This is a genomic window from Aquimarina megaterium XH134 (assembly GCF_000520975.1).
In the GTDB taxonomy this organism is placed as follows: Bacteria; Bacteroidota; Bacteroidia; order Flavobacteriales; family Flavobacteriaceae; genus Aquimarina; species Aquimarina megaterium.
In genome coordinates, this window is record NZ_JACB01000055.1 from 11,941 (window position 1) to 36,233 (window position 24,293).

25 protein-coding genes are annotated in these 24,293 nt (G+C 32.8%); 12 read left to right on the plus strand and 13 right to left on the minus strand.

Features of this window, described 5'->3' with window-relative positions:
• Window positions 1–53: 53 nt before the first annotated feature.
• From Z053_RS0123980 to Z053_RS0124015, 8 genes are all read right to left on the minus strand, one after another.
• Window positions 54–1,316 carry an MFS transporter gene (locus tag Z053_RS0123980; RefSeq protein WP_025667506.1) on the minus strand — a complete coding sequence of 421 codons (1,263 nt, stop codon included), beginning with the start codon at window positions 1,314–1,316 and terminating at the stop codon, window positions 54–56.
• Window positions 1,317–1,525: 209 nt separating this feature from the next.
• Window positions 1,526–1,900 carry a hypothetical protein gene (locus tag Z053_RS0123985; protein WP_025667507.1) on the minus strand — a complete coding sequence of 125 codons (375 nt, stop codon included), beginning with the start codon at window positions 1,898–1,900 and terminating at the stop codon, window positions 1,526–1,528.
• 29 nt (window positions 1,901–1,929) lie between these two features.
• Window positions 1,930–3,090, minus strand: a complete 1,161-nt coding sequence (locus Z053_RS0123990; RefSeq protein ID WP_025667508.1) for a metal ABC transporter permease — start codon at window positions 3,088–3,090, stop codon at window positions 1,930–1,932.
• Window positions 3,083–4,213, minus strand: coding sequence for a metal ABC transporter permease (locus Z053_RS0123995; protein WP_025667509.1), 1,131 nt, complete (start codon window positions 4,211–4,213; stop codon window positions 3,083–3,085). Before Z053_RS0123995 ends, Z053_RS0123990 begins: the two co-directional genes overlap by 8 nt.
• Window positions 4,214–4,218: 5 nt before the next feature.
• Window positions 4,219–4,959, minus strand: coding sequence for a metal ABC transporter ATP-binding protein (locus Z053_RS0124000; RefSeq protein ID WP_025667510.1), 741 nt, complete (start codon window positions 4,957–4,959; stop codon window positions 4,219–4,221).
• A 48-nt stretch (window positions 4,960–5,007) separates the two neighbouring features.
• Complete coding sequence (locus tag Z053_RS0124005) at window positions 5,008–5,925, minus strand: metal ABC transporter solute-binding protein, Zn/Mn family (protein WP_152538387.1); 918 nt, start codon at window positions 5,923–5,925, stop codon at window positions 5,008–5,010.
• Entirely contained in the window at window positions 5,915–6,394 is a 480-nt protein-coding gene (locus tag Z053_RS0124010) for a thioredoxin family protein (RefSeq protein WP_025667512.1), read from the minus strand. The genes Z053_RS0124005 and Z053_RS0124010 overlap by 11 nt, the downstream gene beginning before the upstream one ends.
• A gap of 12 nt (window positions 6,395–6,406) precedes the next feature.
• Window positions 6,407–8,632 (minus strand): TonB-dependent receptor, encoded by a 2,226-nt coding sequence (locus Z053_RS0124015; protein ID WP_025667513.1) that lies wholly within the window; start codon window positions 8,630–8,632, stop codon window positions 6,407–6,409.
• A gap of 51 nt (window positions 8,633–8,683) precedes the next feature.
• On the opposite strand from Z053_RS0124015, the gene Z053_RS0124020 reads away from it, so the two are divergent.
• The 11 genes from Z053_RS0124020 to Z053_RS0124070 all read left to right on the plus strand — a co-directional run bounded on the left by Z053_RS0124020 (window position 8,684) and on the right by Z053_RS0124070 (window position 17,262).
• A complete protein-coding gene (locus tag Z053_RS0124020) occupies window positions 8,684–9,370 on the plus strand; it encodes a metal-dependent transcriptional regulator (RefSeq protein WP_025667514.1) in 687 nt (228 codons plus the stop codon).
• Window positions 9,371–9,451: 81 nt separating this feature from the next.
• The gene (locus Z053_RS0124025) at window positions 9,452–10,231 is read left to right on the plus strand and encodes a 3'-5' exonuclease (RefSeq protein ID WP_025667515.1); all 780 of its coding nucleotides are present in this window, start codon (window positions 9,452–9,454) and stop codon (window positions 10,229–10,231) included.
• Window positions 10,232–10,256: 25 nt separating this feature from the next.
• Window positions 10,257–10,868, plus strand: coding sequence for a fumarylacetoacetate hydrolase family protein (locus Z053_RS0124030; RefSeq protein WP_025667516.1), 612 nt, complete (start codon window positions 10,257–10,259; stop codon window positions 10,866–10,868).
• Complete coding sequence (locus tag Z053_RS0124035) at window positions 10,869–11,207, plus strand: Hpt domain-containing protein (protein WP_025667517.1); 339 nt, start codon at window positions 10,869–10,871, stop codon at window positions 11,205–11,207.
• Window positions 11,208–11,209: 2 nt separating this feature from the next.
• Window positions 11,210–12,451 carry a competence/damage-inducible protein A gene (locus Z053_RS0124040; protein WP_025667518.1) on the plus strand — a complete coding sequence of 414 codons (1,242 nt, stop codon included), beginning with the start codon at window positions 11,210–11,212 and terminating at the stop codon, window positions 12,449–12,451.
• 171 nt (window positions 12,452–12,622) lie between these two features.
• Complete coding sequence (locus Z053_RS0124045) at window positions 12,623–13,369, plus strand: dienelactone hydrolase family protein (RefSeq protein ID WP_025667519.1); 747 nt, start codon at window positions 12,623–12,625, stop codon at window positions 13,367–13,369.
• A 352-nt stretch (window positions 13,370–13,721) separates the two neighbouring features.
• The gene (rpmB, locus tag Z053_RS0124050) at window positions 13,722–13,961 is read left to right on the plus strand and encodes a 50S ribosomal protein L28 (RefSeq protein ID WP_025667520.1); all 240 of its coding nucleotides are present in this window, start codon (window positions 13,722–13,724) and stop codon (window positions 13,959–13,961) included.
• 26 nt (window positions 13,962–13,987) lie between these two features.
• Window positions 13,988–14,170 (plus strand): 50S ribosomal protein L33, encoded by a 183-nt coding sequence (gene rpmG / locus Z053_RS0124055; RefSeq protein ID WP_024771295.1) that lies wholly within the window; start codon window positions 13,988–13,990, stop codon window positions 14,168–14,170.
• Window positions 14,171–14,176: 6 nt separating this feature from the next.
• A complete protein-coding gene (locus Z053_RS30890) occupies window positions 14,177–14,329 on the plus strand; it encodes a DUF4295 domain-containing protein (protein ID WP_081748330.1) in 153 nt (50 codons plus the stop codon).
• Window positions 14,330–14,454: 125 nt separating this feature from the next.
• Window positions 14,455–15,408, plus strand: coding sequence for a signal recognition particle-docking protein FtsY (gene ftsY / locus Z053_RS0124065; RefSeq protein WP_025667521.1), 954 nt, complete (start codon window positions 14,455–14,457; stop codon window positions 15,406–15,408).
• Between the two features lie 180 nt (window positions 15,409–15,588).
• A complete protein-coding gene (locus Z053_RS0124070) occupies window positions 15,589–17,262 on the plus strand; it encodes an amidase family protein (protein WP_025667522.1) in 1,674 nt (557 codons plus the stop codon).
• Between the two features lie 92 nt (window positions 17,263–17,354).
• On the opposite strand, the gene Z053_RS0124075 is transcribed toward Z053_RS0124070, so the two are convergent.
• The gene (locus tag Z053_RS0124075; RefSeq protein WP_025667523.1) at window positions 17,355–18,578 is read right to left on the minus strand and encodes a hypothetical protein; all 1,224 of its coding nucleotides are present in this window, start codon (window positions 18,576–18,578) and stop codon (window positions 17,355–17,357) included.
• Window positions 18,579–18,745: 167 nt separating this feature from the next.
• A complete protein-coding gene (locus tag Z053_RS0124080) occupies window positions 18,746–19,849 on the minus strand; it encodes a serine hydrolase domain-containing protein (protein WP_025667524.1) in 1,104 nt (367 codons plus the stop codon).
• A 151-nt stretch (window positions 19,850–20,000) separates the two neighbouring features.
• Between Z053_RS0124080 and rimO the strand changes: the two genes are divergently transcribed.
• On the plus strand, window positions 20,001–21,302 hold the full coding sequence (gene rimO / locus Z053_RS0124085) for a 30S ribosomal protein S12 methylthiotransferase RimO (RefSeq protein ID WP_025667525.1): 1,302 nt from the start codon (window positions 20,001–20,003) through the stop codon (window positions 21,300–21,302).
• Here rimO and Z053_RS0124090 read toward each other — a convergent pair.
• From Z053_RS0124090 to Z053_RS0124100, 3 genes are all read right to left on the minus strand, one after another.
• Window positions 21,299–21,808, minus strand: a complete 510-nt coding sequence (locus Z053_RS0124090; protein ID WP_025667526.1) for a hypothetical protein — start codon at window positions 21,806–21,808, stop codon at window positions 21,299–21,301. The two genes, rimO and Z053_RS0124090, sit on opposite strands and share 4 nt — an antisense overlap.
• 719 nt (window positions 21,809–22,527) lie before the next feature.
• Window positions 22,528–23,241 (minus strand): pirin family protein, encoded by a 714-nt coding sequence (locus tag Z053_RS0124095; RefSeq protein ID WP_025667527.1) that lies wholly within the window; start codon window positions 23,239–23,241, stop codon window positions 22,528–22,530.
• An 18-nt stretch (window positions 23,242–23,259) separates the two neighbouring features.
• A complete protein-coding gene (locus Z053_RS0124100) occupies window positions 23,260–24,039 on the minus strand; it encodes a hypothetical protein (protein WP_025667528.1) in 780 nt (259 codons plus the stop codon).
• Window positions 24,040–24,293 lie beyond the last annotated feature (254 nt).

A 24,293-nucleotide genomic window follows, 5' to 3' on the forward strand; every position in this document is an offset into this window, starting at 1 on the left:
TTATCGTGGTTTTTTTTATATAAGTAATTTTATTTTTTGAGATTTTCTTATACTTACTTTTTTTGTGTACTATATAATTTGTAATAATACCAGGCAGCTAGGCCACCAATAAAAGAAAATAAAGCTAACATCCAGAATACATGTTGGTGTCCTTCGGGTCCTGGTGAATTTTCTAGAAGATATCCCATTGCTGGCCCTGCAAATATATCAGGAGTATAGCCTATAAGAGAAATAATCCCAACAGCAGTTCCTGTAAGAACCAATGGGATTTTTCCTCGCTGCATTACTGCAAAGTATAAAGAACGAGCTGCATACACTCCTGTTGCTACTACTAAAATTGATATAAAAAATAAAATTGTTGCAGAATCTGAAATTATACCAGAGGCAAACAATAATGCTCCGAAGAATGAGACTATAAAACTAATAAGTAGCCAAAAGGTGGTTTGTGAACGGTCGGCTAATATTCCGATTAAAACTCCAATAATGGGTCGGATAAATAACAAAAATGTACCCACTTGAGCCGATTGCACTTGATCATATAGCATAACATCTTTAGCATATAATGAAAATACATCGGTAATTTTGTAGCCTACATAAGCGCATAGAATAATAATCATGAGCAACCAAACAGAAGGTAAGCGCAATACTTCTTGAACTTGAGATATTGTGATTTTCTCTACTGTAATTTGTTTTTCTAATTCATGACCCATTTTCATAAATAACCAAACTAATACTCCTACAATACTAACAAGCCCAGAGGATACTAAGATTACATATTTAAAAGCAGCTTTGCTTTCGGCAGTAGTCACTTCAGAGATTTCTGAAGTAATAAATAGCGAAAAAATAAATACTCCCAAGACTCCAAATAAAGCGCCAACTAATCCTCGGCCGCCATCTAAAAACCCAAACGCTTTACCTTGAGAAGTGTTGCCGCCCCAAACGCGAGTAGCTTTAATCATGGGAGCCCAGAATAAAAATATAGTAGTGAACCCCCAATAACCATAAAGTGCTTTTAATACTGTATAATTGGGGAAACTGGCATATATTAATCCTCCCAAAGCGGTCATCCATAGTGCTGTTGCTATTAATTTTCTTGGAGGAAACTTATCCGCTAAGGCGCCTCCAAAAAGATAGGATATTAGAGCTACAATTCCATAAATAGAGAAACATATACCTAACTGAATATTATCTAAATTAAATACCTCAAGTACTGTTGGTCTAAATACTCGTGAAAGAACAAATGGAAGGATAAAAACGGATTCTCCTGCTAAAATGACCAGTAAGAGAAAATACCATGGTGGTTTTGTATGATTCATAAAGTATAGAAGTGGATTAGACTTTTTAAGTCTAAATATATAGATTTCTATGTGAAATACGTTTTCAAAGTATATGACAAAAAATAATTGTTCCCGATTCAAAATTATATTATCAGGTTACTATTAGACCTCACAGGTTTCTAAAACCTGTGAGGTCTAATAAAGAAATCACTTCGGTATATAAAATCAAAACTTTTAGGAAGTATAACTCAAATACTATCCTTCTTTTTAAAACTTTTACTGTGCTTTACATCTATAGTTTCTAATTCTTCATTTACAACCAGATTATATGTATAGTGAGATTCAACATCTGTTAATGGGATAAGGATTAATATTTGTACTTTACTTTTGGCAGGGATATTTTTAATAATAGGTCGTTGGGCACTCTTGCGATATCCAGTCGGATTTACTTTTAAAAATACACTCTTATCTGTATCCGTGTCATTTTGGATGTATATGATTGTTCTTTTTTTCTGCTTATCTTCTACTAAGCGAACAGGTTTTTCCTGAGTATAGGAAGTGTAGCTTATTAAATAAAATAAAATGGATAGTAATATAAAATTCCTTTTTAAAGATGCAAACATTTCCCTTTTTTCCTTTAAATATACGAGTTTTAACCTCTAAACAGGAAAAACCTATCCTTCATGTTTTCGATTTCAGCATTTTTATTAGTTACAATATAATCAATTGCTTCTGTTGTAAAATTTTTCCCTTTTTTAGTTAAAGAAACAATATCATTATTAATCGTAATCATATTGTTTTTAAGTGCCAGATTCAAAACAGATTTTGATTGTACCTTCTGCCAATTAATATGTTCATTTAAATGTTTTACATGCCGTTCTTCCTCTTCTTGGTGGTTTCCCAAGTGTAGAAGAAAGGTGAGTAAGGAAACCTCGATACGTTGTTGTTTTTGTCTATACAACACAGAAAACAAGCCTTTGTTGGGAGCAAATAGGTATACGAATAAGAAAACTAATCCTAATACTGTAGTCATTGATCCAGAAATAGATGTGTCTAACGCATGTGCTACCCAATATCCTATAATGGCGCTACTTACTCCAAATATAACAGATAACAGAAGCATTTTTTTTAAGTCATTTGTTAGTAAATAAGCAGTAGCTGCAGGAGCAATCATTAATGCAATGACTAAAATAGCACCAACTGCATCAAAAGCACCTACCGTAGTGATTGATGAAACCGTCATTAGTCCATAATGCATAACTACAGGGGATAACCCAAGAGCAGAAGCTAAACCTGCATCGAATGTGCTTACTTTTAGTTCCTTAAAAAATGCAAATAACAGCCCTAATGTGATCAGTAATATAGTGCCTATAATCCATAAAGATTTAGGGCCTACATCTGTACCTCCTATAAGTAATCGATCAAAGGGGGCAAAGGCAAGTTCTCCTAATAATACGGCATCAACATCTAGGTGTACATCATTTGCATTTTGTGCAATAAGTATGATACCAATACTAAAAAGGGCAGGAAAAACGAGACCTATAGCGGTATCTTCTTTTACTAAGCCTGTCTTTTGGATAAACTCTACCAATACTACAGTAACGACACCACTTGCAGCAGCAAGAATGATCAATAAAGGAGACGATAAGTCATGAGTAATAAAAAAACCGATTACAATACCTGGCAGGATAGAATGACTGATTGCATCAGTGATTAATGCCATTTTTCGTAATACTAAAAAAGTTCCTGGAATAGCACAAGCTATTGCTACCAAGCTGGCAATTAGTTGTATTTCTATCTGTGCGTTACTCATTCTCTTCTTTTGTTAATTGATCATATAAATTGGAAGCAGTTTTATATCCAGACTCGGTTAGAGACCACATACTGCCCTCAATTTTTACATAATCTTTATCTTCTAGTTTTTGAAGTGACTTTCTGGTGAACCCCTGAAAGTTATTCAGAATTTTAATTGCATGTGGATGTGCAATGTTTTCGTGTGTACTAGCAATATTATACATAAAAGATAATGTTTTATGCAATTGAAGGTCATTTCTGTTTTTTCTAAACCGTATTTCTCTAAATAATAGCCCTCGACCGGGAGAAAAAATAAAAGAAAATAGTACAAAAACACCAGCAACCAGTACAATTACAGGTCCTGTAGATAAGTTATTATGACTGGCACTGATAGCAGTCCCGAAAACTCCGGAGAATGCGCCAAAAATCGCTGCCAGAATAACCATTACAGCTAAATTGTTTGTCCATTGTCTAGCCGCAGCAGCGGGAGCTAATAACATAGCGCTCATTAATACTACGCCTACGGTTTGTAGTCCTAATACGATTGCAATTACAATAAATGTGGTGATAAGAATATCTAAGAATTTGGTGTTAAACCCTAATGTCTTAGTGTAATCAGCATCGAATAATAATAGTTTGAGTTCTTTCCAAAATAATAATAAAACTACCAAGCTGATTCCTGTAACAGTGATCATAAGCCATACATCACTTTCTAAAAGTGTGGCTGCCTGTCCAAAAAGGTAGCTTTCTAAACCGGCCTGATTAGCGTTGGGCATTTTCTGGATATAGGTTAGTAATAACATTCCGAACCCAAAGAATAATGATAAAATAAGACCTAAAGCTGTATCAGATTTCAGGTGTGTTTTACTAGTGATACCACGAATCCAAAAAGTACCAATTAAACCACTAATTAATGCTCCTAATAGAAATGCAGAGCTATTTTTTGTGCCAATAATTAGAAAAGCGATGGCAATGCCTGGCAATGCGGCATGAGAAATTGCATCTCCTAATAAACTTTGTTTACGCAATACTGCAAAACTACCTAACATGCCACAGATGGCGCCAAGTACTGCTGTACCTAATGTAATAGTACGTAAGGTGTAATCTGTAAAGACAAGTTCTATGTATTCTTTTATATCCATAGTTCTTACTGTTGTATACTAACCTTGTAATTAATTCCGTAGGTTTTGGTTAAATTGTCATCATTAAAAATGTCTTTTACCGGTCCGGTAGCGATCTTTTTTACATTAAGGAAAGTAACCCAATCAAAGTATTCTGGTACAGTTTGTAAATCATGATGTACGACAATTACTGTTTTACCAGCTTTCCTAAGTTCTTTTAAGATATTAATAATTGCCTTTTCTGTAGTGGCATCGACTCCTTGAAAAGGTTCATCCATAAAATAGATAGATGCATTTTGAACTAAAGCTCTTGCCAAAAAAATACGTTGTTGCTGTCCTCCCGAAAGCTGACTTATCTGTCTGCTTTTAAAAGAAAGCATACCTACTTTTTCTAATGCTTCAAGAGCAGCTTTTTTTTGTTTTTGCCCTGGTCTTTTGATCCATCCCAAACTCCCATAAGTTCCCATCATTACTACATCTAGTGCAGTGGTCGGGAAATCCCAGTCTACACTCCCTTTTTGAGGAACATAAGCTACCAGTGAACGTTGTTTCTTGTAAGGTTTCCCATAAATTTGAGTACTTCCTGCAATGGGTTTAATGATATCTAAAATCGATTTTATCAAAGTAGATTTTCCTGCTCCGTTTGGCCCTACAATAGCCATAAGTACACCTTCTGGTATAGCAAGGTCAATATCCCATAGTACAGGTTTGTAATTGTAAGCTACAGTTAAATCATCTATTTGAACTGCGATTTTTTGTTCTTTCATGTAAACAATTTTTATTCAATATAATCACTACAAATTATTTGTTTACTATTACTTCAACGCATTTATAATTGTATTGACATTATATTCAAACATCCCAATATAGGTACCTTCTTTTGTTTCTGCATTACCTAGCGCATCAGAAAACAATGTTCCGCCAATGGCTACTTCATGATTCTTTGATTTTACTGCAGCTTGTAAGGCTTCAATAGTTCGTTTAGGTACAGAGCTTTCTACAAAAATAGCTTTTACTTTCTTCTCAATAATAAAGTTAGCTAATTTTTGAACATCCTGTACTCCAGCTTCTGTAGCAGTAGATAACCCCTGTAAACCAACTACATCAAAATCATATGCTTTTCCAAAATAACTAAAAGCATCGTGTGCTGTAACGAGAATTCGCTTTTCTTTTGGTAAGGTTGCTATGGTGTTTTTTAATTTGTTTTCTAATTCATCAAGCTTAGTTAAGTATGTTTTTCCGTTGGCTTTAAAAACTTCAGCATTTTTTGGATCTATCTCTGTGAGTTTGTGGGTAACGAACGTCGTTATGATTTTCCAGTTTTTTACACTAAACCATATATGGGGGTCGTAATTAGAAGCAAAATAATCAGAACCGATTAATGTATTTTTATCTAAACTTTCTCCTATAGCTATGGTATTAATATCCTGATGTTTCATTTTTTCAAATACTTCTACCAGTTTTCCTTCCAGGTGTAAACCGTTATAAAAAATTACATCGGCATTCACTAATTTAGATACATCTCCCTCGCTGGCTTTATATAAATGAGGATCGACACCACTTCCCATTAATCCTTCGACTTCAATTAGATCTCCACCTATATTTTTAACCATATCAGTGATCATAGAGGTGGTAGTGACCACTTGTAGTTTTTGATTTTTATCTTTTACTTCTTTTTTACAGGAGAAAAACGTGAAAACCAGAAGTAATAGCATTAATTTTTTATGAATCATTTTTAGAAAGTTTATTTAATATTTTGATAAGTTCTTTAGCACTTAAAAAAGACTGCTGTTGAAATATGATTTCGTATTTGTGATTTAGAATTGCCAATGTTGGATAGCCAATTTGGTTATTAACTGTAGCAAGTTCTCTGGCTAATTGATGTACTCCAGTTTTATTTCCGTTAGGTTGAAAACGAAAGGAGGTGTTTAGAAAATGTATGGTTTCACGACTTTCACCATTTAGTGAAGCGAAATAGAAATTTTCGTTTAATTGTTGTATAATATCATTATTCTTAAAAGTTGTATTTTCCATATTCTTACAATACATGCACCAATCGGTATGAATAAATACGACCAGAGGTTTAGGGGCAGTAGTCATTTTGTTTTCTATGGACTCAAAAGAATCAATTTGTAACTGTGCTGTTACATTTTGATTTAGAAGGCATAATATAAAGAATGATATGATATAAAAAGCTTTCATTTTGTATTGAATTTACAAGGAATAACGAACTCCTAAAAAACCTCGTATTCCTTGATTAGAAGCATATATGTAGGTGGTATCAAAATCTGGTCCAAAAGGGTCGTCGGCTCCTGCTATTAAAAAAGGATTTCCTCTATTAGGTGTCCAGTCTAATAAATTTTTAACGCCTCCGTATATTTCTATGTTATTTTTGGTTTTGTGTGAGAATTGTATGTTTTGGATACTCCACCATGGTGATTTATCTTTTCTGGGATCGTCTGGTCCCTGAGTTGCTAATCGCATAGGACCATATAGATTTCCCGTATAGTCTATCGTTAGATTAAGAGATTGTATTTTATAAGTAGCTCCCCAGGTTCCTGTGAAACTTTCTGTGAGTATCTGGCGTGTAGTTACTCCGTTCTCTGTATTCGAAACATTAAGTCCACTCATTCCTAATGTAAATTTTAGTCCATTAGAAAAGTTAATATCGGTATTAAGGCTTACTCCGGTAGACACTGCATGACCATCTAAATTGCCGTATCTTATTTCTTCAGCATTTGTTTCATAATCGGGAATGATAGCATTTGTGAAATAGGTATACCAGGCCGAAGCATCCAGTCCTATAAAGGTTCCGTTATCAAAAAATATTTTTTTGATATAATTAAGGTTTACATTATAAGATTCTTCGGGATCGAGATCTTCTTCGATAATGACCTCTCGAGAACCTGTGAGGGCTGCATGATCTTCTGTAAAAAGATTAACTACTCTAAATCCTGTACCGGCATTAAATCTAAAAATATTTTTATCATTAATACTCCATTTATAAGCAAGTCTTGGAGTAAAAATGGTTCCGTGTCGGTTATGGTAATCTAATCTTGTTCCTAATAATAATTTATGCTTGGGAGCCAGTGTGATTTCGTCTTGTAAAAATATACCGGGAGTACTTGTTTCCTCGGGGTTATTTTGACCGTTCGAAGTTGTTGCTGGTGTGTTATCGTCATAATATTGATATCTGTAAGCAACTCCGAATAGTAGATCGTGCGATTTTATTTTTTTATCCCAGGTTAATTGAGTAAAACCAATACGTTGTTTTGCCTGGTAGGATACGATCCCATAATACGAGTCTTGATCGTGATCTGTATAAGAAAAAGAGAGTGTTAAAGGTTCTTCTATGGGTAATTCATAACTGCCCAGTATTTCATATCGTGCAGTATATATGCTCTCACCGTATATTTGATCACTTCCTCTAAAATCAGAATTCCATTCATTTTCTCCTCCCCATCTATCTTCATAATAAAACCTACCGGCAAGCGTAAAGTTTTTTCCACTTTTCCGTTTAAAATTCCATTTATTAAATATAGATATACGATCCTGTAATGTAAGATCAGTAAATCCATCATCATTATTATCTATAGCTTGGTCATAATAAAAATAATTGGCGCCAAATAATGCAGTAGCATTGCCTAATTTGGTTTTAAAACCAAAATCTATATTGGTTTCACCCCAACTAGTAGCAAAAATATCAGTACTTACCTCGGGAGCATCATTAGGATTTTTTGTAATAACATTGATAAGGCCTCCAACAGCTTCACTTCCATATAGAGATGAAGCAGGACCTTTTACCACTTCAATTCTATCAATTAGCGAATTAGGTATTCCTGATAATCCGTAAACAGTTGATAATCCACTTACAATAGGCATTCCGTCTATCATTACCAGTGTATAAGGCCCTTCTAATCCATTAATGTGTATATCACCAGTGTTACAAATACTACAGTTAAGTTGTGGTCTTACGCCATTTACATTTTGTAAGGATTCGAACAAATTTGGTGTTGGATTTTTTTTGAAAAATGTAGGAGAGTAGATTTCTACAGGAACTGGGCTTTCTGATCGACTTACGGCTTTCAATGTTCCTGTGATTACTACTTCATCTAGAGATGATCCTTGTGACATAACAAGGTTTATTTTATTTTCTCCTCCTACTATAGATACTTTTTTCTTAATTGGTGTGTAACCCGTAAATGAAGCAACCACTTTGTAATCTCCAACAGGTACATTTTCAATGCTAAATACACCATTTTCATCACTAGAACTACCAAGAGAAGTTCCTTCTATATATATATTAGCAAAAGGAAGTATTCCATTGTCATCGTATATTACACCTTTTAAAGTGCCGGTAGAATTAAGCTCTTGGGAGTGTAAGGAGCTGTAAGTAAGCGAATTGATAAAAGTGAATAAGATTATTATACGTAATTGCATTAGGTTTAGTAATTTTGTTTTATTATTTTGACAAAACTAAAAAAGTTAGTTATGACTAACAAATTAAATTTGAATAATTTAACAAAAAGTGAAGAGGATTACTTAAAGGCTATATTTCAGTTACTTATAGAAGATGCTTCTGTAAAAGTGGGAAATAATCAATTGGCAGATTATCTTAAAGTTTCTCCAGCTTCTACAAATAACATGATTAAGAAGTTAAAAGCTAAAGGTTATGTAGTAAGCGAAAAGTATGGTAAATTAGAATTAACAGAAGAAGGTAAGTCTGTTGCAGTGCGATTGATTCGTAAACATAGATTATGGGAGACTTTTTTGTGTAATTATCTAAATTTTACCTGGGATGAGGTTCATGATGTGGCAGAGCAATTAGAGCATATAAAATCTCGTAAGTTGATTGATGAATTAGATCGCTTTATGGATTTTCCTAAAAAAGACCCTCATGGTGAGGTGATTCCTAATGCTAATGGAGAATATTCGATCATACCTAAAATAACGCTTTCTTCCTTATCAGAAGGAGATGTTTGCCAGCTTATTGCTGTAAATGATGGCTCTGTTCATTTTTTAAAATATGTATCAGAAATTGGCTTGGCATTAAGTAGTGAAATAAAAATTCTTGAAGTTCGGGAGTTTGATAAATCAATTCGAATTAAATTTGATAATACAATAGAAACAGTTACAAGAAAATTTGCGGATAATGTATTCGTTAATAAGGTTGTATAGTTTTTGTAAATGTTAAAATAGAGCTAGTCTATAAGAATGTTAAAGAATAGCTGTTATCTTTGAGTATCACACAATCAATTTATGGAGCTTAATTTAAAAAGACCGATATGTTTTTTTGATCTAGAAACTACCGGTATAAATATTTCTAAAGATCGTATTGTAGAAATTTCTATTCTAAAAATATTTCCCAATGGTACCCAGGAAAGCAAAACCTGGTTGGTCAACCCCGAAATGCCAATACCTCCAGAAACTACAGCGGTGCATGGTATCGATGATGCCAAGGTAGCTAATGAGCCTGTTTTTAAGAAAATAGCTAGTAAAGTTAGTGAAATGATAAAGGGTTGCGATTTAGGAGGTTTTAATTCTAATCGGTTCGATATACCATTATTAGCAGAAGAATTGTTGAGAGCAGGGTTGGATTTTGATATGAAAAATACCGTTGCAATTGATGTGCAAACCATTTATCATAAAATGGAAAAAAGAACACTGTCTGCTGCATATAAATTTTATTGTGATAAGGATTTAACAGATGCACATTCTGCAGAAGCCGACACACTTGCTACTTATGAAGTGTTAAAAGCACAATTAGATCGTTATCCAGAATTAGAAAACGATGCCAAGTTTTTGTCAGAATTTAGTTCTAGAAAGCAGTTTGCAGATTTTGCTGGTTTTATTGCTTATGACGATAATAAAAAAGAAATTTTTTCTTTTGGAAAACACAAAGGAAAATTAGTAGAACAGGTAATGGAAGAAGAACCTGGATATTTTGGTTGGATACAAAATGCAGACTTTCCTTTGTATACCAAAAAAGTACTTACAGCAGTTCGACTTCGTAAGTTAAATAATAGCCTAAATCTATAATCATTTTCTTTTATCATTTTATATCATGAAACTTATTTGCATAGGTCGTAATTATACAGATCATATCGAGGAACTAGAAAATGAAAGACCCGAAGATCCTGTAGTTTTTATAAAGCCAGATACTTCTATTTTGTTAAAAAAACAACCTTTTTTTATTCCTGATTTCTCAGATGATATTCATCATGAAGTTGAAGTGTTAGTGAAAATAAATAAAGTAGGTAAGTATATTGATAAAAAATTTGCTCATAAATATTATAATGAAGTAAGCCTTGGAATAGATTTCACGGCACGGGATTTGCAGGCTAAACTTAAAGCGAAAGGTCTTCCTTGGGAGAAAGCTAAAGCCTTTGATGGAGCAGCGGTAATAGGAAAGTGGGTGTCTAAAGACGAATATGAAGATATTGATGCTATTGATTTTCGTTTAGAGAAAAATAGTGAAACCGCACAACATGGTAATACAAGACTTATGCTATGGAAGATCGATGAATTAATAGAATATGTGTCAAAATATTTTACTTTAAAGATAGGAGATATTATATTTACAGGAACACCAGCAGGTGTTGGAGTCGTAAAACCAAATGATATTTTGACAGGATATATAAATAACCAACAATTTTTTTCAATAAAAGTAAAATAAATGAGCAAAGGATATAGTTTAAAAAATGTAAATGAATTATCAGGAGGAGATAACGAATTTATAGCTGTCCTGGTACAGACTTTTCTAGAAGAAATACCGCCTGATCTTGATAGTATGGTTCAGGCTGTAAATTCTGATAATCCACAGATGGCATATCAATATGCTCATAAGATGAAACCTAATCTTCAATTATTTGATATAGATCTTTTAGCACAAATAAAACAAATAGAAGCTTGGTCAAAAACGAAGAAAGAAAAAGAACAGATCATACCTATTCTGGATCATATTGTGTCTACAGTTAATGGGGCTCTCGAAGACCTGAAAGCAGATTTTAGCTAAATATGCTTGCAGAAATTATTACTATAGGAGATGAAATTTTGATTGGACAAATCATTGATTCTAATTCTGCATTTATAGGTAAAGAGCTTAACAAAATCGGTATAGATGTACATCAGATCTCATCTGTAAAAGATGATAAACAACATATTCTCGATGCAATAGCAGAAGCTAGTAATAGAGTAGATGTTGTATTAATAACAGGAGGTCTGGGCCCTACAAAAGACGATATTACAAAACATACCATTTGCGAATATTTTGAAGATACATTAGTCGAAAACAAGGAGGTGCTTGACCACGTCGAAAAGTTATTTGCTAAATATATCTCTACACCAATCTCTGATGTAAACAAACAGCAAGCCCTTGTGCCTAGTAAATCCACTGTCTTGATGAATCTCTATGGTACAGCTCCAGGGATGTGGCTAGAAAAAGAAGACAAAGTTTTTATATCTATGCCTGGAGTACCTTACGAAATGAAAGGATTAATGAAAGATGAGGTGCTACCTAGGTTGCAAAAGAGATTTAATAGACCCTATATCATTCATAAAACGATACTTACCTATGGTATGGGTGAGAGTACAGTAGCAGAAAAAATTGAAGACTGGGAGAATAACTTACCTTCATATATCAAATTAGCATATTTGCCTAATTTAGGAAGAGTAAGACTTCGTCTTTCGGCAAGAGGGAGCGATAAAAAACTTCTCGAGGATACTATAGAACAAAAGGTATCAGCCTTACGCCTTATAATAGGAGATGTTATTGTTGGGTACGAAGAAGACGAAACTATAGAGAAGAGAATTGGTCAGCTATTGATTAAGCAAGGTAAAACACTCTCTGTAGCAGAAAGTTGTACAGGAGGCAAAATAGCACAGTCGTTTACGGCCAATGCAGGTGCTTCTGCCTATTTTAATGGTGGAGCTGTTACCTATGCTACGCAATCCAAAATAGATATATTGGGCATAGATCCCAAGATTATCAAAAAACATACTGTAACAAGCACCGAGGTTGCAGAAGCTATGGCACTGGCAGTAAAAGAAAAGTTTAAATCAGATTATGCTATTGCTACTACTGGTAATGCTGGTCCCGAAAAAGGAGATGGGGATGTCGAAGTAGGAACAGTTTTTATTGCAATAGCCTCCCCAAAAGGTGTTTTTTCAGAGCAATATGTCTTCAGTAATCTTAGAGAGCGAACCATTGGTAAAGCAGTAAATAAATCTTTCGAACTTTTGCTTAATACATTACTTTAGTATTATATACTACCTAATTTAGGTGTTTTTTGTGGTTAACCCATAATATCAATATTGCTTATCTATATATTTTTGCAATTCATCGACAAAAAAGCGCGACTGAACGATGAAACACGTTTTAAAACGACAAACAGAAGTAGTTTTACAGTAATCAAAACAATATTGATAACTATGAAAACTTTAATTCCTTCTTCTAAAACGATACTTTCTTTGTTAATAGGAATGTTTGTAACTATAACCATAGCAGGAAAACCACATAACACGGTGTTTGGTTCAAAAATGGAAACTTTTAATGCGGTATACGAAGGAGAGTTTGATCTTGTTCTGCCAGAGAATAATCAGAATGAAAAGTTACCTGTCTATATTGTACTTCCAGGAGGGGTAGGAGCAAAGAAATACCCAAATTTTAAAAAAGATTTTATTATTCCAGGAATCAAAAATGTGCAAGGGATTGTTTTTAGCCCAAAAATTTCATGGAAAAGACCAGATGAAAAAGCTTTAGAGCATATTATTGTTGATTTTATAAACGCTGCACGAAATAGCTATCCAATAGATGATAAAAAAATTGTTCTTATAGGATATAGTAATGGAGCCTTACAATCAATTAAACTCGTAAAAGATAATGATCATGTATTCTCTGCTCTTATTGTTGTAGCATCTAATTTTGAAGTTTCGGATAAAATAAATACTCCTATCTATGTTGTTCACGGGACGAAAGATCGATATTTTTCTATAAAGAAAGCCTATAAAAATGTTAATGCAGCAAAAGATTTGGGATGCGATATAACATTTGTAGTAGCCGAAGGTAAAAATGATTATGGTGCTGCACAATACGTAAGTGAATTAAATCATTCTATGGCACAGATAGAAAATAATATATGGAGTCAAAGTGTTGAATATACAGATCAAAGTTTTTAAAAAATAAGTTTTGTTTAAATTAGGTTAGTTAGGTTTTATTGGTGTTTAGTATGTGTTTGTATTGTATAATATAAAGCACAACAAAAAAGCGGGTCATTTTTAAATGACCCGCTTCGTTTACTACTTAATTACCCCATATTAAGTAGTTAGTTACAATTGTAATACTAACTATTGTAAAGATATATGTATTGTCATATTTTTGAAATACGTAAAAACACCTGTTTTTTCATTTTTCTAAAGCAGTAAAAAAAAACTAAAAAAAGAAGAAAAATTACGAAACTATTATTGGTGGTTCGGTAAATAATTCGTTAATTTGCACCCTGTTTTGAAATAATACCAAAATTAAGAAGAGATGTCAAGAGTTTGCGAGCTTACAGGTAAAAAAGCAATGGTAGGAAACAATGTTTCCCACGCGATGAATAAAACGAAACGTAAATTCAATGCGAATTTAATAAAAAAGCGTTTTTATATTCCAGAAGAAGATCGTTGGATAACACTTAAAGTGTCAACCGCTGCATTAAAAAATATAAATAAGAACGGAATCTCTGCTGTTTTAAAAGAAGCAAGAGCAAAAGGTTTCTTAAATAAATAATCTCTTTATTTTAAAAGATACTTATAATGGCAAAGAAAGGTAATAGAGTACAGGTAATCTTAGAATGTACAGAGCATAAAGCTTCTGGTAAACCGGGTACATCAAGATATATTACAACCAAGAACAAAAAGAACACTCCTGATAGAATAGAATTAAAGAAATTTAACCCTATCTTGAAGAAAATGACGGTTCATAAAGAAATAAAATAATAAGAGATGGCAAAGAAATCAGTAGCATCATTACAGACAGGATCAAAGAGATTAACTAAAGCCATAAAAATGGTAAAATCTCCTAAAACAGGAGCCTATACTTTTGTAGAGTCAATTATGCCGCCAGAAGCGGTTAGCGACTTTTTAAAGAAAAAGTAATTCTCTGTACAAGATATTTTAAAAAGAAGCCGTTTCAATTGTATTGAAATGGCTCTTTCTTTTTATATTTAAGCAATATAACCAAAGGTTTTAGTTTTTAATTTCTAGCATATTGAATAGTACAAATGGGGCTTTTTAAAAATATATTTTCTTCAGAAAAAAAAGAAACACTAGATAAAGGATTAGAGAAATCCAAAACCAACTTTTTTTCTAAATTAAGTAAAGCGGTAGCTGGTAAATCTAAAGTAGACGATGATGTTTTAGATGACCTGGAAGAAATATTGGTTACAAGTGATGTAGGAGTTAAGACTACCATTAAGATTATCGAGCGTATAGAAAACAGGGTAGCACGGGATAAATATCTTGGAACCGATGAGTTAAATCAAATTCTGCGTGAAGAAATTGCTGGTTTACTTTCTGAAACTAATGTCGGAGAGGCTACAGACTTTGAAATTCCAAAGGATAAAAAACCTTATGTGATGATGGTGGTTGGAGTAAATGGAGTAGGAAAAACCACTACTATCGGAAAATTAGCCTATCAATTAAAGAAAAAAGGGCTAAAAGTGGTATTGGGGGCAGCAGATACATTTAGGGCTGCAGCAATCGATCAATTGCAAGTATGGGCAGATCGCGTAGATATTCCAATCATAAAACAAGATATGGGGAGTGATCCGGCTTCGGTGGCTTTTGATACCTTACAATCTGGTGTAAACCAAGATGCAGATGTTATCATTATAGATACAGCAGGTAGGTTACATAATAAAGTTAATTTGATGAATGAGTTAACCAAAGTGAAACGAGTGATGCAAAAAGTTATAGATGATGCTCCTCATGATGTATTATTGGTTTTAGATGGTTCTACAGGTCAGAACGCTTTTGAACAGGCAAAACAATTTACAGCAGCTACAGAAGTTACTTCGTTGGCCGTAACCAAACTCGATGGAACTGCAAAAGGCGGGGTTGTAATAGGGATAAGTGATCAATTTAAGATTCCGGTAAAATATATAGGCGTAGGAGAAGGAATAGAAGATCTTCAGGTATTCAATAAGTATGAATTTGTAGATTCTTTCTTCAAATAATATTTGTTACAAAATAGTTAAAAAAGGCGATGAGAAGTATTCTCACCGCCTTTTTTTATATTTTAAAGAATTATAGTATCATAAAAAATATACTCTGATATGTTATTTAAAATAATACCAGGTATGAATTGATATGATCGCATAGTCTCAAATAAAATAATCTTTACACAACATATCGCAATGAGAAAGATAGTATTTGTCTTAGTTTCGGTTTTTATGCTTATCTCTTGTAAGAAGCAAGAAAAAACAGAAACACAACAAGAAAAAGAATCTAGGGTAGTTTGGCAACCATATGATGAAGCTGCAGATTTGGCAGCTACAGAAATGTTAGAGCAAACAAGGATGCATTTAAAACTAATAAATTCTAAAGCACTGGATAAAAATGATATCTGGAAAACTTTAGAGCCTGAGTTGGATTTCTTTTCTGAAGAAAAATATGATGATTTAAAAAAGTATATTCTCGAAAAAGATATTCCGACCATTCAACAACAAATAAAAGATGGTAAACTTACCTATGAAGAGTTAACGCTTTTTTATATCTATCGTATCAGAAAGTACGAAAGTGATAATGCTTTATCTTTAAATTCGGTGATCTCACTCAATCCAAAAGTAGTTGAACAAGCTAGAAATTTGGATAAAATAGATAAAAAAAATATTGATGTCAATTCTATTTTCGGAATGCCAATTTTGTTAAAAGATAATATTGGAACAAAAGATATGGTAACTACAGCAGGAGCCGTAGCGTTTCAAAATAACAATGGTAAAAGCGCATTTATTACAGAAAGATTGTTAAATAAAAATGCATTAATTCTGGGTAAGGCTAATTTGAGTGAATGGGCATATTTTTTATGTTCGGGGTGCCCTGTTGGATATAGTGCTATAGGAGGGCAAACACTTAATCCTTATGGGAGAATGGTTTTTGAGACTGGTGGTTCGAGTTCTGGTAGCGGAGTAGCTGTAGCAGCTAATTTTTGTGTTGCTGCAATAGGAACAGAGACCAGTGGATCTATTTTGTCGCCATCTAGTCAAAATTCTGTTGTAGGTTTAAAACCAACTATAGGAGTATTAAGCAGAACAGGAATAGTACCTATTTCGAGTACATTAGATACCCCAGGACCTATGACTAAGAGTGTGATCGATAATGCTATTGTACTTAATGCTATTACAGGTAAAGATGACAATGATGTTGCCTCTAGAGCTGTTAATATAAATTTTGTGAATTCAATAAAAGAAAGTTCTCTAAAAGAGAAACGTTTTGGAGTAATTAAAGAATTTTTAGAAGATTCTATCTATAAAACAGCCATAGAAAAAATAAAGAAAGCAGGAGGAGAGATTATTGAAATTGAACCAAAACAAGTACAATTACCAGGTTTTTTAAGCATTTTAAATATAGATATGAAAAATGATCTTCCTGCATATATAAGTACTCAGGCAGGGAGTGATGTTACTATTAAAAATATAAAAGATGCCATTGTATTTAATCAACAGGACTCAATAAACCGAATTCCTTATGGGCAACAATTATTTAAAGGTATCCTTAACGATAGTACTACTACTGAAGAATTAGATAACATAAAAGAAAACCTAAAAATGGTTGCACGAAATTATTTTGATACCCATATTGATACTCATCAACTAGATGCGGTACTATCTATAAATAATTATCATGCAGGTTATGCTGCTGTGGCCAAATATCCAGCGCTTACTGTTCCTATGGGATATACAAGTAAAGGTGAACCAAAAGGACTTACATTTATTGCTAAACCTTTTTCTGAAGCTTCGCTATTACAATTGGGTGGTGCATACGAGCAAGCTACAAAAGAAAGAAAAGAGCCTGCTAATTATGTAGATTGAATGATGTTAAATTGCTAAATAGAGTTACCTGAAAAGTTGTCAAATCTAAACTGTAGATATAAAAAAAAACAACTTTTCAGGTAATGGAGTTATTACTTATATCTTATTAACCAGGAAGAAGGAGAGGCAGAAATACGTTTCCAACCAGGAGGAATTACAGAATTAGGCATAATAGTTAATAAATCTCCGGGTTTAGCCCCTTTTGCACATACAATGTACCAGTTTAGCATAGGTGTACGACCAGTAAATACCCAACCATAAGGTATTACTGAATTAGCAACAATTTCTACTTTTCCTCTAAAAGGAGCCTTGTTTGTACATTTGATTATCCAGTATCCATGAATGACTTTGGATAATACCCAGCCTTTTGGGATGGTCGAGTTACGTACAACTTTTACTGAAGCGTTAAATGCTGCATTTGTTATACATGTAATTATCCAGCGACTATTATTGGCACTTGATAATACCCAGTCTTTAGGTATAGTAGAATTAGGAATGATTTCTAATTCTTTACCAATGGTAGCCTTTTTTGTACATGCTATTAACCACGTGCTGCCCACATTGCGTTTTAATACCCAACCCGCTGGTATAACAGAATTAGGAATAATTCTAAGTTCATGTCCATACCTTGAATTCCCTCCGGCACATTTTATTTTCCAACTACTACCTGTTGTATGTATTAATACCCAATCTTTTGGTATTGTAGAGTTAGGAATGATATCTAATTTATCACTATAAGATGCACCACTTGTACAGGTAATTTTCCAAATACTACCCACTGTACGTGTTAGTACCCAATCTTTAGGTATTGTAGAATTAGGAATGATTTCTAATTGTGATTTGTATAAAGCTTTATTTACACAAGTAATTTCCCATACATTAGGACGAGTTCCGGTTAATACCCAATCTGCTGGTATTACAGAATTAGATACAATATTTAGTTTTGTTTTATACCGACCTTTTATAACACATTTAATTTCCCAATATCTATCATTATCTGTAATTAATACCCATCCCGAGGGGATTACAGACTTGGGAACAATATCTATTTCTGCTCCATAAGGAGCTCCTGTGGTACATTTAATTTTCCAGGTACTACCAGTAGAGCTTATTAAAACCCAGCCTTTAGGGATGGTTTGATTATGATTAATATATCGTGTTTGACCATAACAATTAGGAGCTTTCTGGTCGAATGCATCTATTGGTTTTGTGTTTTCAATAGATTCAATGTTTTCATTTGTTTCCGGTTTTTCGCAGCTACCTATAAAGGTGGCTAGTAGTACAACAGAAATTGTTTTAAGAATTGTTTTTTTCATGATTTGTTTTGTGAATTTAATATGTGGTTAATAATTAAAGTCGAAAATTAAATCATGAAAATCGTTTTACTCCCCCTGTTTTCCGGGAAATGAAAAATGTGATTAAGACTATGGGTATATGAAGTGTGTTATATTGAAAATAGAGTTATAGGTTATGGATACGTTTTTTAATTAATTAGTAGATTAATTTTCCCCCATAATTCATTATCAAATCCAGAAGGTCCTAATAATGAATCTCCCGTATCATCACCCATTCTTATGATCACCAGATTTTGACTAGGAACGATATATAGTTTTTGATCGTTTTTACCCAGACCTGCTACAAGATCTTCTGGAGCATTGGGGATTAATGACCCAATGAATTCATTTTCAGATCCAGGAATCCTATAGCTTGATTTTCCATTTAACCACCATAAATAACCATAGGATTGATTTAACGTCTGGGAAGTAGAGGTCATTTGTGTAAAGTAGTTTTGATCCTTAAGAATTTCTGTAGTATCCCAAGTCCCTTTATTTAAGTTTAGCAAACCAAAACGAGACATACTTCTGGCTGTGCTGTAATATATATTTACATAACCAAGAGTAACCCATGTACCATTCATTCCTATTTTGTTTTTAATTTTGGAATCAAAATAAGTGCTATACTCCTGATGAGTAACTCCCGAAATGATATCCCTTAGTATCGTATATGAAGCATTGTGATAATACCAAAACTTACCAGGATCATTAAGATAGGTAAAGCAGGCGGCATCAGTACAGTTCTGATTCAAAACATTATAATCTAAACCTGTTGTCATAGTTAAATGATTTCTAACTATTATTGCATTTTCTTGTTCTGTAGTAATATTAGCCCACCCTGTTCCCAAATACATGGCCGAAATGTCATTGATATTTAGTAAATTCTCTTGTTGGGCTATTCCGACTGTAAATGCGGTTAAAGTTTTTCCTGCCGAATACCAGGGATTATGATCAGAAACTGTTCCTCCATTAAAATATTTCTCAATAACGATTTTTCCATTTTTAAGAATGATAAACGCTTTAGTGTTTTTTGCTTCAAGGAAGTCATATAGTGGCTGCTCATTATTGATATTCCACCCTAATTCTTGAGCAGATATAGTCTCCCAGGTATCTGAATCTATAGGCGGAAAATATAAGGTGTTAGAATCGATATTAATCGTTCCATTATCTATTGTTTCTATAGACTCATTATCAGAACAAGATAGAGTAAAGCACAATATCGAAACCAGAAATGGTATAGATTTCGCTTTCATAGGTTGGGTTTTGTAGACTTGGACTCTACAATATACAAAAGGTTTAATTGGTATTTTGTGAGATAATCTGGATTATACTGATATAGTTATTGAATTTATACCGTATACTTTGGTTAATCCTTGTATCTTTGCACACCTTTATCCGGAAGATATGAGAACAAAGACATTAAAGAAGAACAAAATCAATGTAGTTACACTAGGATGTAGTAAAAATGTATATGATAGTGAGGTGTTAATGGGGCAACTGCGTGCTAATAATAAAGAAGTTGTTCATGAAGAGGAAGGAAATATTGTTGTCATTAATACGTGTGGTTTTATTGCTAATGCTAAAGAAGAGTCTGTAAATACTATTTTAGAGTATGTACAGAAAAAAGAAGAAGGAGTAGTAGATAAGGTTTTTGTTACAGGTTGTTTATCAGAACGATATAAACCGGATTTGGAAGAAGAAATTCCTGACGTAGACCAATATTTTGGTACTACAGAACTTCCTGGTTTATTAAAGGTTTTGGGAGCCGATTATAAACACGAATTGATTGGAGAACGACTCACTACAACTCCAAAGAATTATGCATACCTCAAAATTGCAGAAGGATGTGACCGTCCTTGCTCTTTTTGTGCAATACCTTTGATGAGAGGTACTCATAAATCTACACCTATTGAAGAATTAGTGATAGAAGCAGAAAAATTAGCTGCAAATGGAGTAAAAGAATTGGTTCTGATCGCACAGGATTTAACCTATTATGGATTAGATCTTTATAAAGAAAGAAAATTAGCTGATTTACTAAGAGCATTAGTAAAGGTTGACGGAATAGAATGGATACGTTTACATTATGCGTTTCCGACTGGGTTTCCTATGGAAGTACTTAAAGTAATGAAAGAAGAACCAAAAGTGTGTAATTATATCGATATACCATTACAGCATATTTCTGACCCGATACTAAAATCGATGCGACGAGGAACTACCAAAGCAAAAACAACAAAACTTCTCGAAGAGTTTAGAGAAGCCGTTCCAGAAATGGCTATTCGTACCACACTTATTGTTGGATATCCAGGAGAAACGCAGGAAGATTTTGAAACCTTAAGAGCTTGGGTAAAAGAAATGCGTTTTGAACGTTTGGGATGCTTCACATATTCTCATGAAGAAAACACTCATGCTTTTAATCTAGAAGATGATGTGCCAGAAGAAATAAAAATAGAAAGAGCTAACGAGATTATGGAGATTCAATCACAAATCTCATGGGAGCTAAACCAACAAAAAATTGGGCAAGAATTTAAAATAATTGTGGATCGTAAAGAAGGAAATTATTTTGTAGGTCGTACCGAGTTTGACTCTCCAGATGTAGATAATGAAGTACTTATTGATGCTTCTAAGTATTACCTTAAAACAGGTGATTTTACAACAGTAAAAATAAACGAAGCTGAAGATTTTGATTTATATGGTGAAGTGATTTAATTCTTTTTTACAGGTTTATAATCACCATCAAATAGAGTTACCCAGTTTTGTCCTTTATCTGTGCTTTGATACCAGGTTTGTCGTACCGTAGTATCGCTATTTTTTTGCCACTTAATTTTATTTAATACGACTCCCTTTTTTGTAATTACCTCATTTTGTAATATCATTTTACCTTTTTCAAGGTTACCGATAATGTGTAAGGTAAGACCACTATTATCTACCCAAAATTGTTCCCATTGATCAGTTCTGGGATTATACTTATTTAGGCTTGTACCATGATATTTTGATGTTGTAGAATAATAGGTTTCTTTAATTACTTTATTGTCTATAATAGACTCTATTTTACTTTTTCCTACAATAGAATCTGTATTGTGTTTATATACGTTCCATTCTCCAATCCAAAAATTAAATTCTTTGTATTTATGATCTATTGATTCTTGAGCAAAGACTTGGAAGCACCCAAATCCAATAAAAAGAAGAAAAAGAACTCTATTTAGCATTTTCATTTTTTTTGTATTATCTTTTAAAGATACTGTTTTGATTTTTTTTATAAAAAGAGTCATCTTAAAAGTATGTGGTTGGTTTTTTTATTCGTTTATCTTTTTCACAAAAAAATAATACTTTTTTGGAGATGAAAATTTAAGAAAAATGATCAAAGCAAAAAAGACCACCTATAAGGGTAGTCTTTTTTAAATAGATTCTTTTGTTTTTTGGCTAACTCTATACTCGTATAAAGAGAAACTATTTTTTGATCATTGTTTTAAATTCTATTTTGGGTTAAAATTTTACTCATTTAAATCGGCGGCAAATGTATCTAAAAAAATGGCAGGAAATATTAAAATTTTGCTAACGAATTATTTGATAATTAGAAGTTTTGAAAAGAATAAATTATGGAATTTTTAATAAGAGTACAAAGAGAATTCTTAATTGCTAATACCTTATTAAAACAAGAATGATTTTATCAATTTTTAAACTATTTTATTGAAAAATTGCTAACACTGAAGTTATTCTAGTAAGATTAATAATTAACAATTAGATAACATTAACCGAGTATTTTTGGGTGTTTGTTATCGAAAAATCATCAATACCCGGTTTTTGTTGGTTATTATGTATTATTTAAAAGAGAAAGAGATGTATCTTGTTAAGAGGTAGAATTAAAAAACTAATTTAACAATATGTATTTTTTATTTAAAAATGAAGTTTTGCAAATGCATTATGGTCGAAATTAACTAGTCATCGGTACTTCCATTAGTAATACTTTTGAATTGCTATCAGCCTTAATTTTAATGTGATCTGTTTCCCATAAACCAAATCCATCTCTTTTATGTAAGTTTTGGTTTTCTATTGTTATATCACCATCTAGTACAAATATGTACACTCCACTTTTAGGATCTTTTAGCGTATAATTCTGTACATTCCCCATTTCTAATTCGCCTATATAAAACCAGGCATTCTGATGTATCCATACTCCCGAATCGTCTGTGTTAGGAGAGAGAATTTGATATAGTTGATTTTGTAAGTTTTTAGAGTTCAAAGTAATTTGGTCATATCTGGGTTCGACATCTCTTTTATTAGGAACAATCCATATCTGTAGAAATTTTACATCACGATCTCTATTTTTATTATGCTCGCTATGAAATACTCCTGTACCCGCACTCATCACTTGTATATCTCCTTGTTTTATAACCGTAGTGTTTCCCATACTGTCTTTATGCTCCAGATCACCTTCTAAAGGAATAGAAATAATTTCCATATTATCATGTGGATGTTTTTTAAAACCCATACCTGGAGCAACTATATCATCATTAAGCACACGTAATACCCCAAAGTTCATTCTTTTTGGATCATAATAATTTGCGAAACTAAAAGAATGATGAGAATTTAACCATCCATATTCTGCTTTTCCTCTGGTATTTGATTTGTGTAGAACTGTTTTCATAGTCATTGATATGAATTATTAATTTTCTTTTGGAACGCCTAATACATATAGAATCTCACTCGGTTTTCCTTTTTTTACTTCAATTTCCCAATCAAAACTATTGCTGTTATTCAATTCAGAAATCATTTGTTTCAACTCAGAAATCGTGTATGTTCTCAATACAGAAATTACTCCATCCCAAAGTATAAATAGTGGTAATATAGGGATGAGATAGGTAAATAATATCCTGCCTAGCTTAAAAGGTCTTATAAAAGGAGTCATTAATATAACCGTAATAGGGGATAGGAGCATAGGAATCATGCTCTTGATATTTCTTTGTTGTGGCTCAAAAACTCCAATAGGCTGATTGGCATCTATAGCATTCTGAAAAATAGCTTTTGCATTTTCTGGCTTAAAATGATGTAATGATGTAAACTGTGTTCTAAACCCTTTTAATTCTGAAGGAACATTCATTGCATCTACGGGATAGTCAATAAAATCAAATACATCTGGTATTTTTGATTTTGTTCTCTTAAAAGCATGTAGGTTTGGGTAATAGTCAGAAAGAGTGATTTTTAATGTCGGATTATTTTTTTTTAAATGCTCGGCAAGTTTGATTAAACCACCTCCACCACCAGAAGCAATATCAATTATTTTGTTGTTTCCTGCGCTTTTTATTCCTCTTTCAAGAATAGGGACAACGCTTTTATAGATGTCGAATATATTTGATCCAAATTGTAAAAAATCGGTCATGTAGTTTCGCAAGTTTTTTGGGAACCAATGTAAATCCTCAAATTCAAATGCATGTATTCGTTTCATTTTGATATAAAATAAACTACAGTAGCGTTCGGGTTAAAATTCTTTTTATGTGCTTCTGTTTTCCTAATTTAAAAATACAAAATCGTTTAGTTAATTAGATATGTTTCTCTGGTGGATACTGATAAAATTTAGTTAATTATGTTTTCAAAGACTCTGGATATATGTTAAAAAATCGTTTTACAACAGTGACTTTTAATCGCTATATGATAATAGACTATGGATTGATGACAACAGGTAAAATATAGATTTCCATT

Excerpts from the sequence above, each read along its gene's own strand:
- Z053_RS0124005 (WP_152538387.1), bottom strand. The coding sequence starts at position 5,925 with ATGATTCATAAAAAATTAATGCTATTACTTCTGGTTTTCACGTTTTTC.
- rimO (WP_025667525.1), top strand. The coding sequence starts at position 20,001 with ATGAGAACAAAGACATTAAAGAAGAACAAAATCAATGTAGTTACACTA.
- rpmB (WP_025667520.1), top strand. The coding sequence starts at position 13,722 with ATGTCAAGAGTTTGCGAGCTTACAGGTAAAAAAGCAATGGTAGGAAAC.
- Z053_RS0124095 (WP_025667527.1), bottom strand. The coding sequence starts at position 23,241 with ATGAAAACAGTTCTACACAAATCAAATACCAGAGGAAAAGCAGAATAT.
- Z053_RS0124070 (WP_025667522.1), top strand. The coding sequence starts at position 15,589 with ATGAGAAAGATAGTATTTGTCTTAGTTTCGGTTTTTATGCTTATCTCT.
- Z053_RS0123980 (WP_025667506.1), bottom strand. The coding sequence starts at position 1,316 with ATGAATCATACAAAACCACCATGGTATTTTCTCTTACTGGTCATTTTA.
- Z053_RS30890 (WP_081748330.1), top strand. The coding sequence starts at position 14,177 with ATGGCAAAGAAATCAGTAGCATCATTACAGACAGGATCAAAGAGATTA.
- Z053_RS0124045 (WP_025667519.1), top strand. The coding sequence starts at position 12,623 with ATGAAAACTTTAATTCCTTCTTCTAAAACGATACTTTCTTTGTTAATA.
- Z053_RS0123995 (WP_025667509.1), bottom strand. The coding sequence starts at position 4,213 with ATGGATATAAAAGAATACATAGAACTTGTCTTTACAGATTACACCTTA.
- Z053_RS0124010 (WP_025667512.1), bottom strand. The coding sequence starts at position 6,394 with ATGAAAGCTTTTTATATCATATCATTCTTTATATTATGCCTTCTAAAT.
- Z053_RS0124035 (WP_025667517.1), top strand. The coding sequence starts at position 10,869 with ATGAGCAAAGGATATAGTTTAAAAAATGTAAATGAATTATCAGGAGGA.
- Z053_RS0124080 (WP_025667524.1), bottom strand. The coding sequence starts at position 19,849 with ATGAAAGCGAAATCTATACCATTTCTGGTTTCGATATTGTGCTTTACT.
- Z053_RS0124040 (WP_025667518.1), top strand. The coding sequence starts at position 11,210 with ATGCTTGCAGAAATTATTACTATAGGAGATGAAATTTTGATTGGACAA.
- Z053_RS0123985 (WP_025667507.1), bottom strand. The coding sequence starts at position 1,900 with ATGTTTGCATCTTTAAAAAGGAATTTTATATTACTATCCATTTTATTT.
- Z053_RS0124000 (WP_025667510.1), bottom strand. The coding sequence starts at position 4,959 with ATGAAAGAACAAAAAATCGCAGTTCAAATAGATGATTTAACTGTAGCT.
- Z053_RS0124015 (WP_025667513.1), bottom strand. The coding sequence starts at position 8,632 with ATGCAATTACGTATAATAATCTTATTCACTTTTATCAATTCGCTTACT.
- Z053_RS0123990 (WP_025667508.1), bottom strand. The coding sequence starts at position 3,090 with ATGAGTAACGCACAGATAGAAATACAACTAATTGCCAGCTTGGTAGCA.
- Z053_RS0124100 (WP_025667528.1), bottom strand. The coding sequence starts at position 24,039 with ATGAAACGAATACATGCATTTGAATTTGAGGATTTACATTGGTTCCCA.
- Z053_RS0124075 (WP_025667523.1), bottom strand. The coding sequence starts at position 18,578 with ATGAAAAAAACAATTCTTAAAACAATTTCTGTTGTACTACTAGCCACC.
- Z053_RS0124025 (WP_025667515.1), top strand. The coding sequence starts at position 9,452 with ATGGAGCTTAATTTAAAAAGACCGATATGTTTTTTTGATCTAGAAACT.
- Z053_RS0124020 (WP_025667514.1), top strand. The coding sequence starts at position 8,684 with ATGACTAACAAATTAAATTTGAATAATTTAACAAAAAGTGAAGAGGAT.
- rpmG (WP_024771295.1), top strand. The coding sequence starts at position 13,988 with ATGGCAAAGAAAGGTAATAGAGTACAGGTAATCTTAGAATGTACAGAG.
- ftsY (WP_025667521.1), top strand. The coding sequence starts at position 14,455 with ATGGGGCTTTTTAAAAATATATTTTCTTCAGAAAAAAAAGAAACACTA.
- Z053_RS0124030 (WP_025667516.1), top strand. The coding sequence starts at position 10,257 with ATGAAACTTATTTGCATAGGTCGTAATTATACAGATCATATCGAGGAA.
- Z053_RS0124090 (WP_025667526.1), bottom strand. The coding sequence starts at position 21,808 with ATGAAAATGCTAAATAGAGTTCTTTTTCTTCTTTTTATTGGATTTGGG.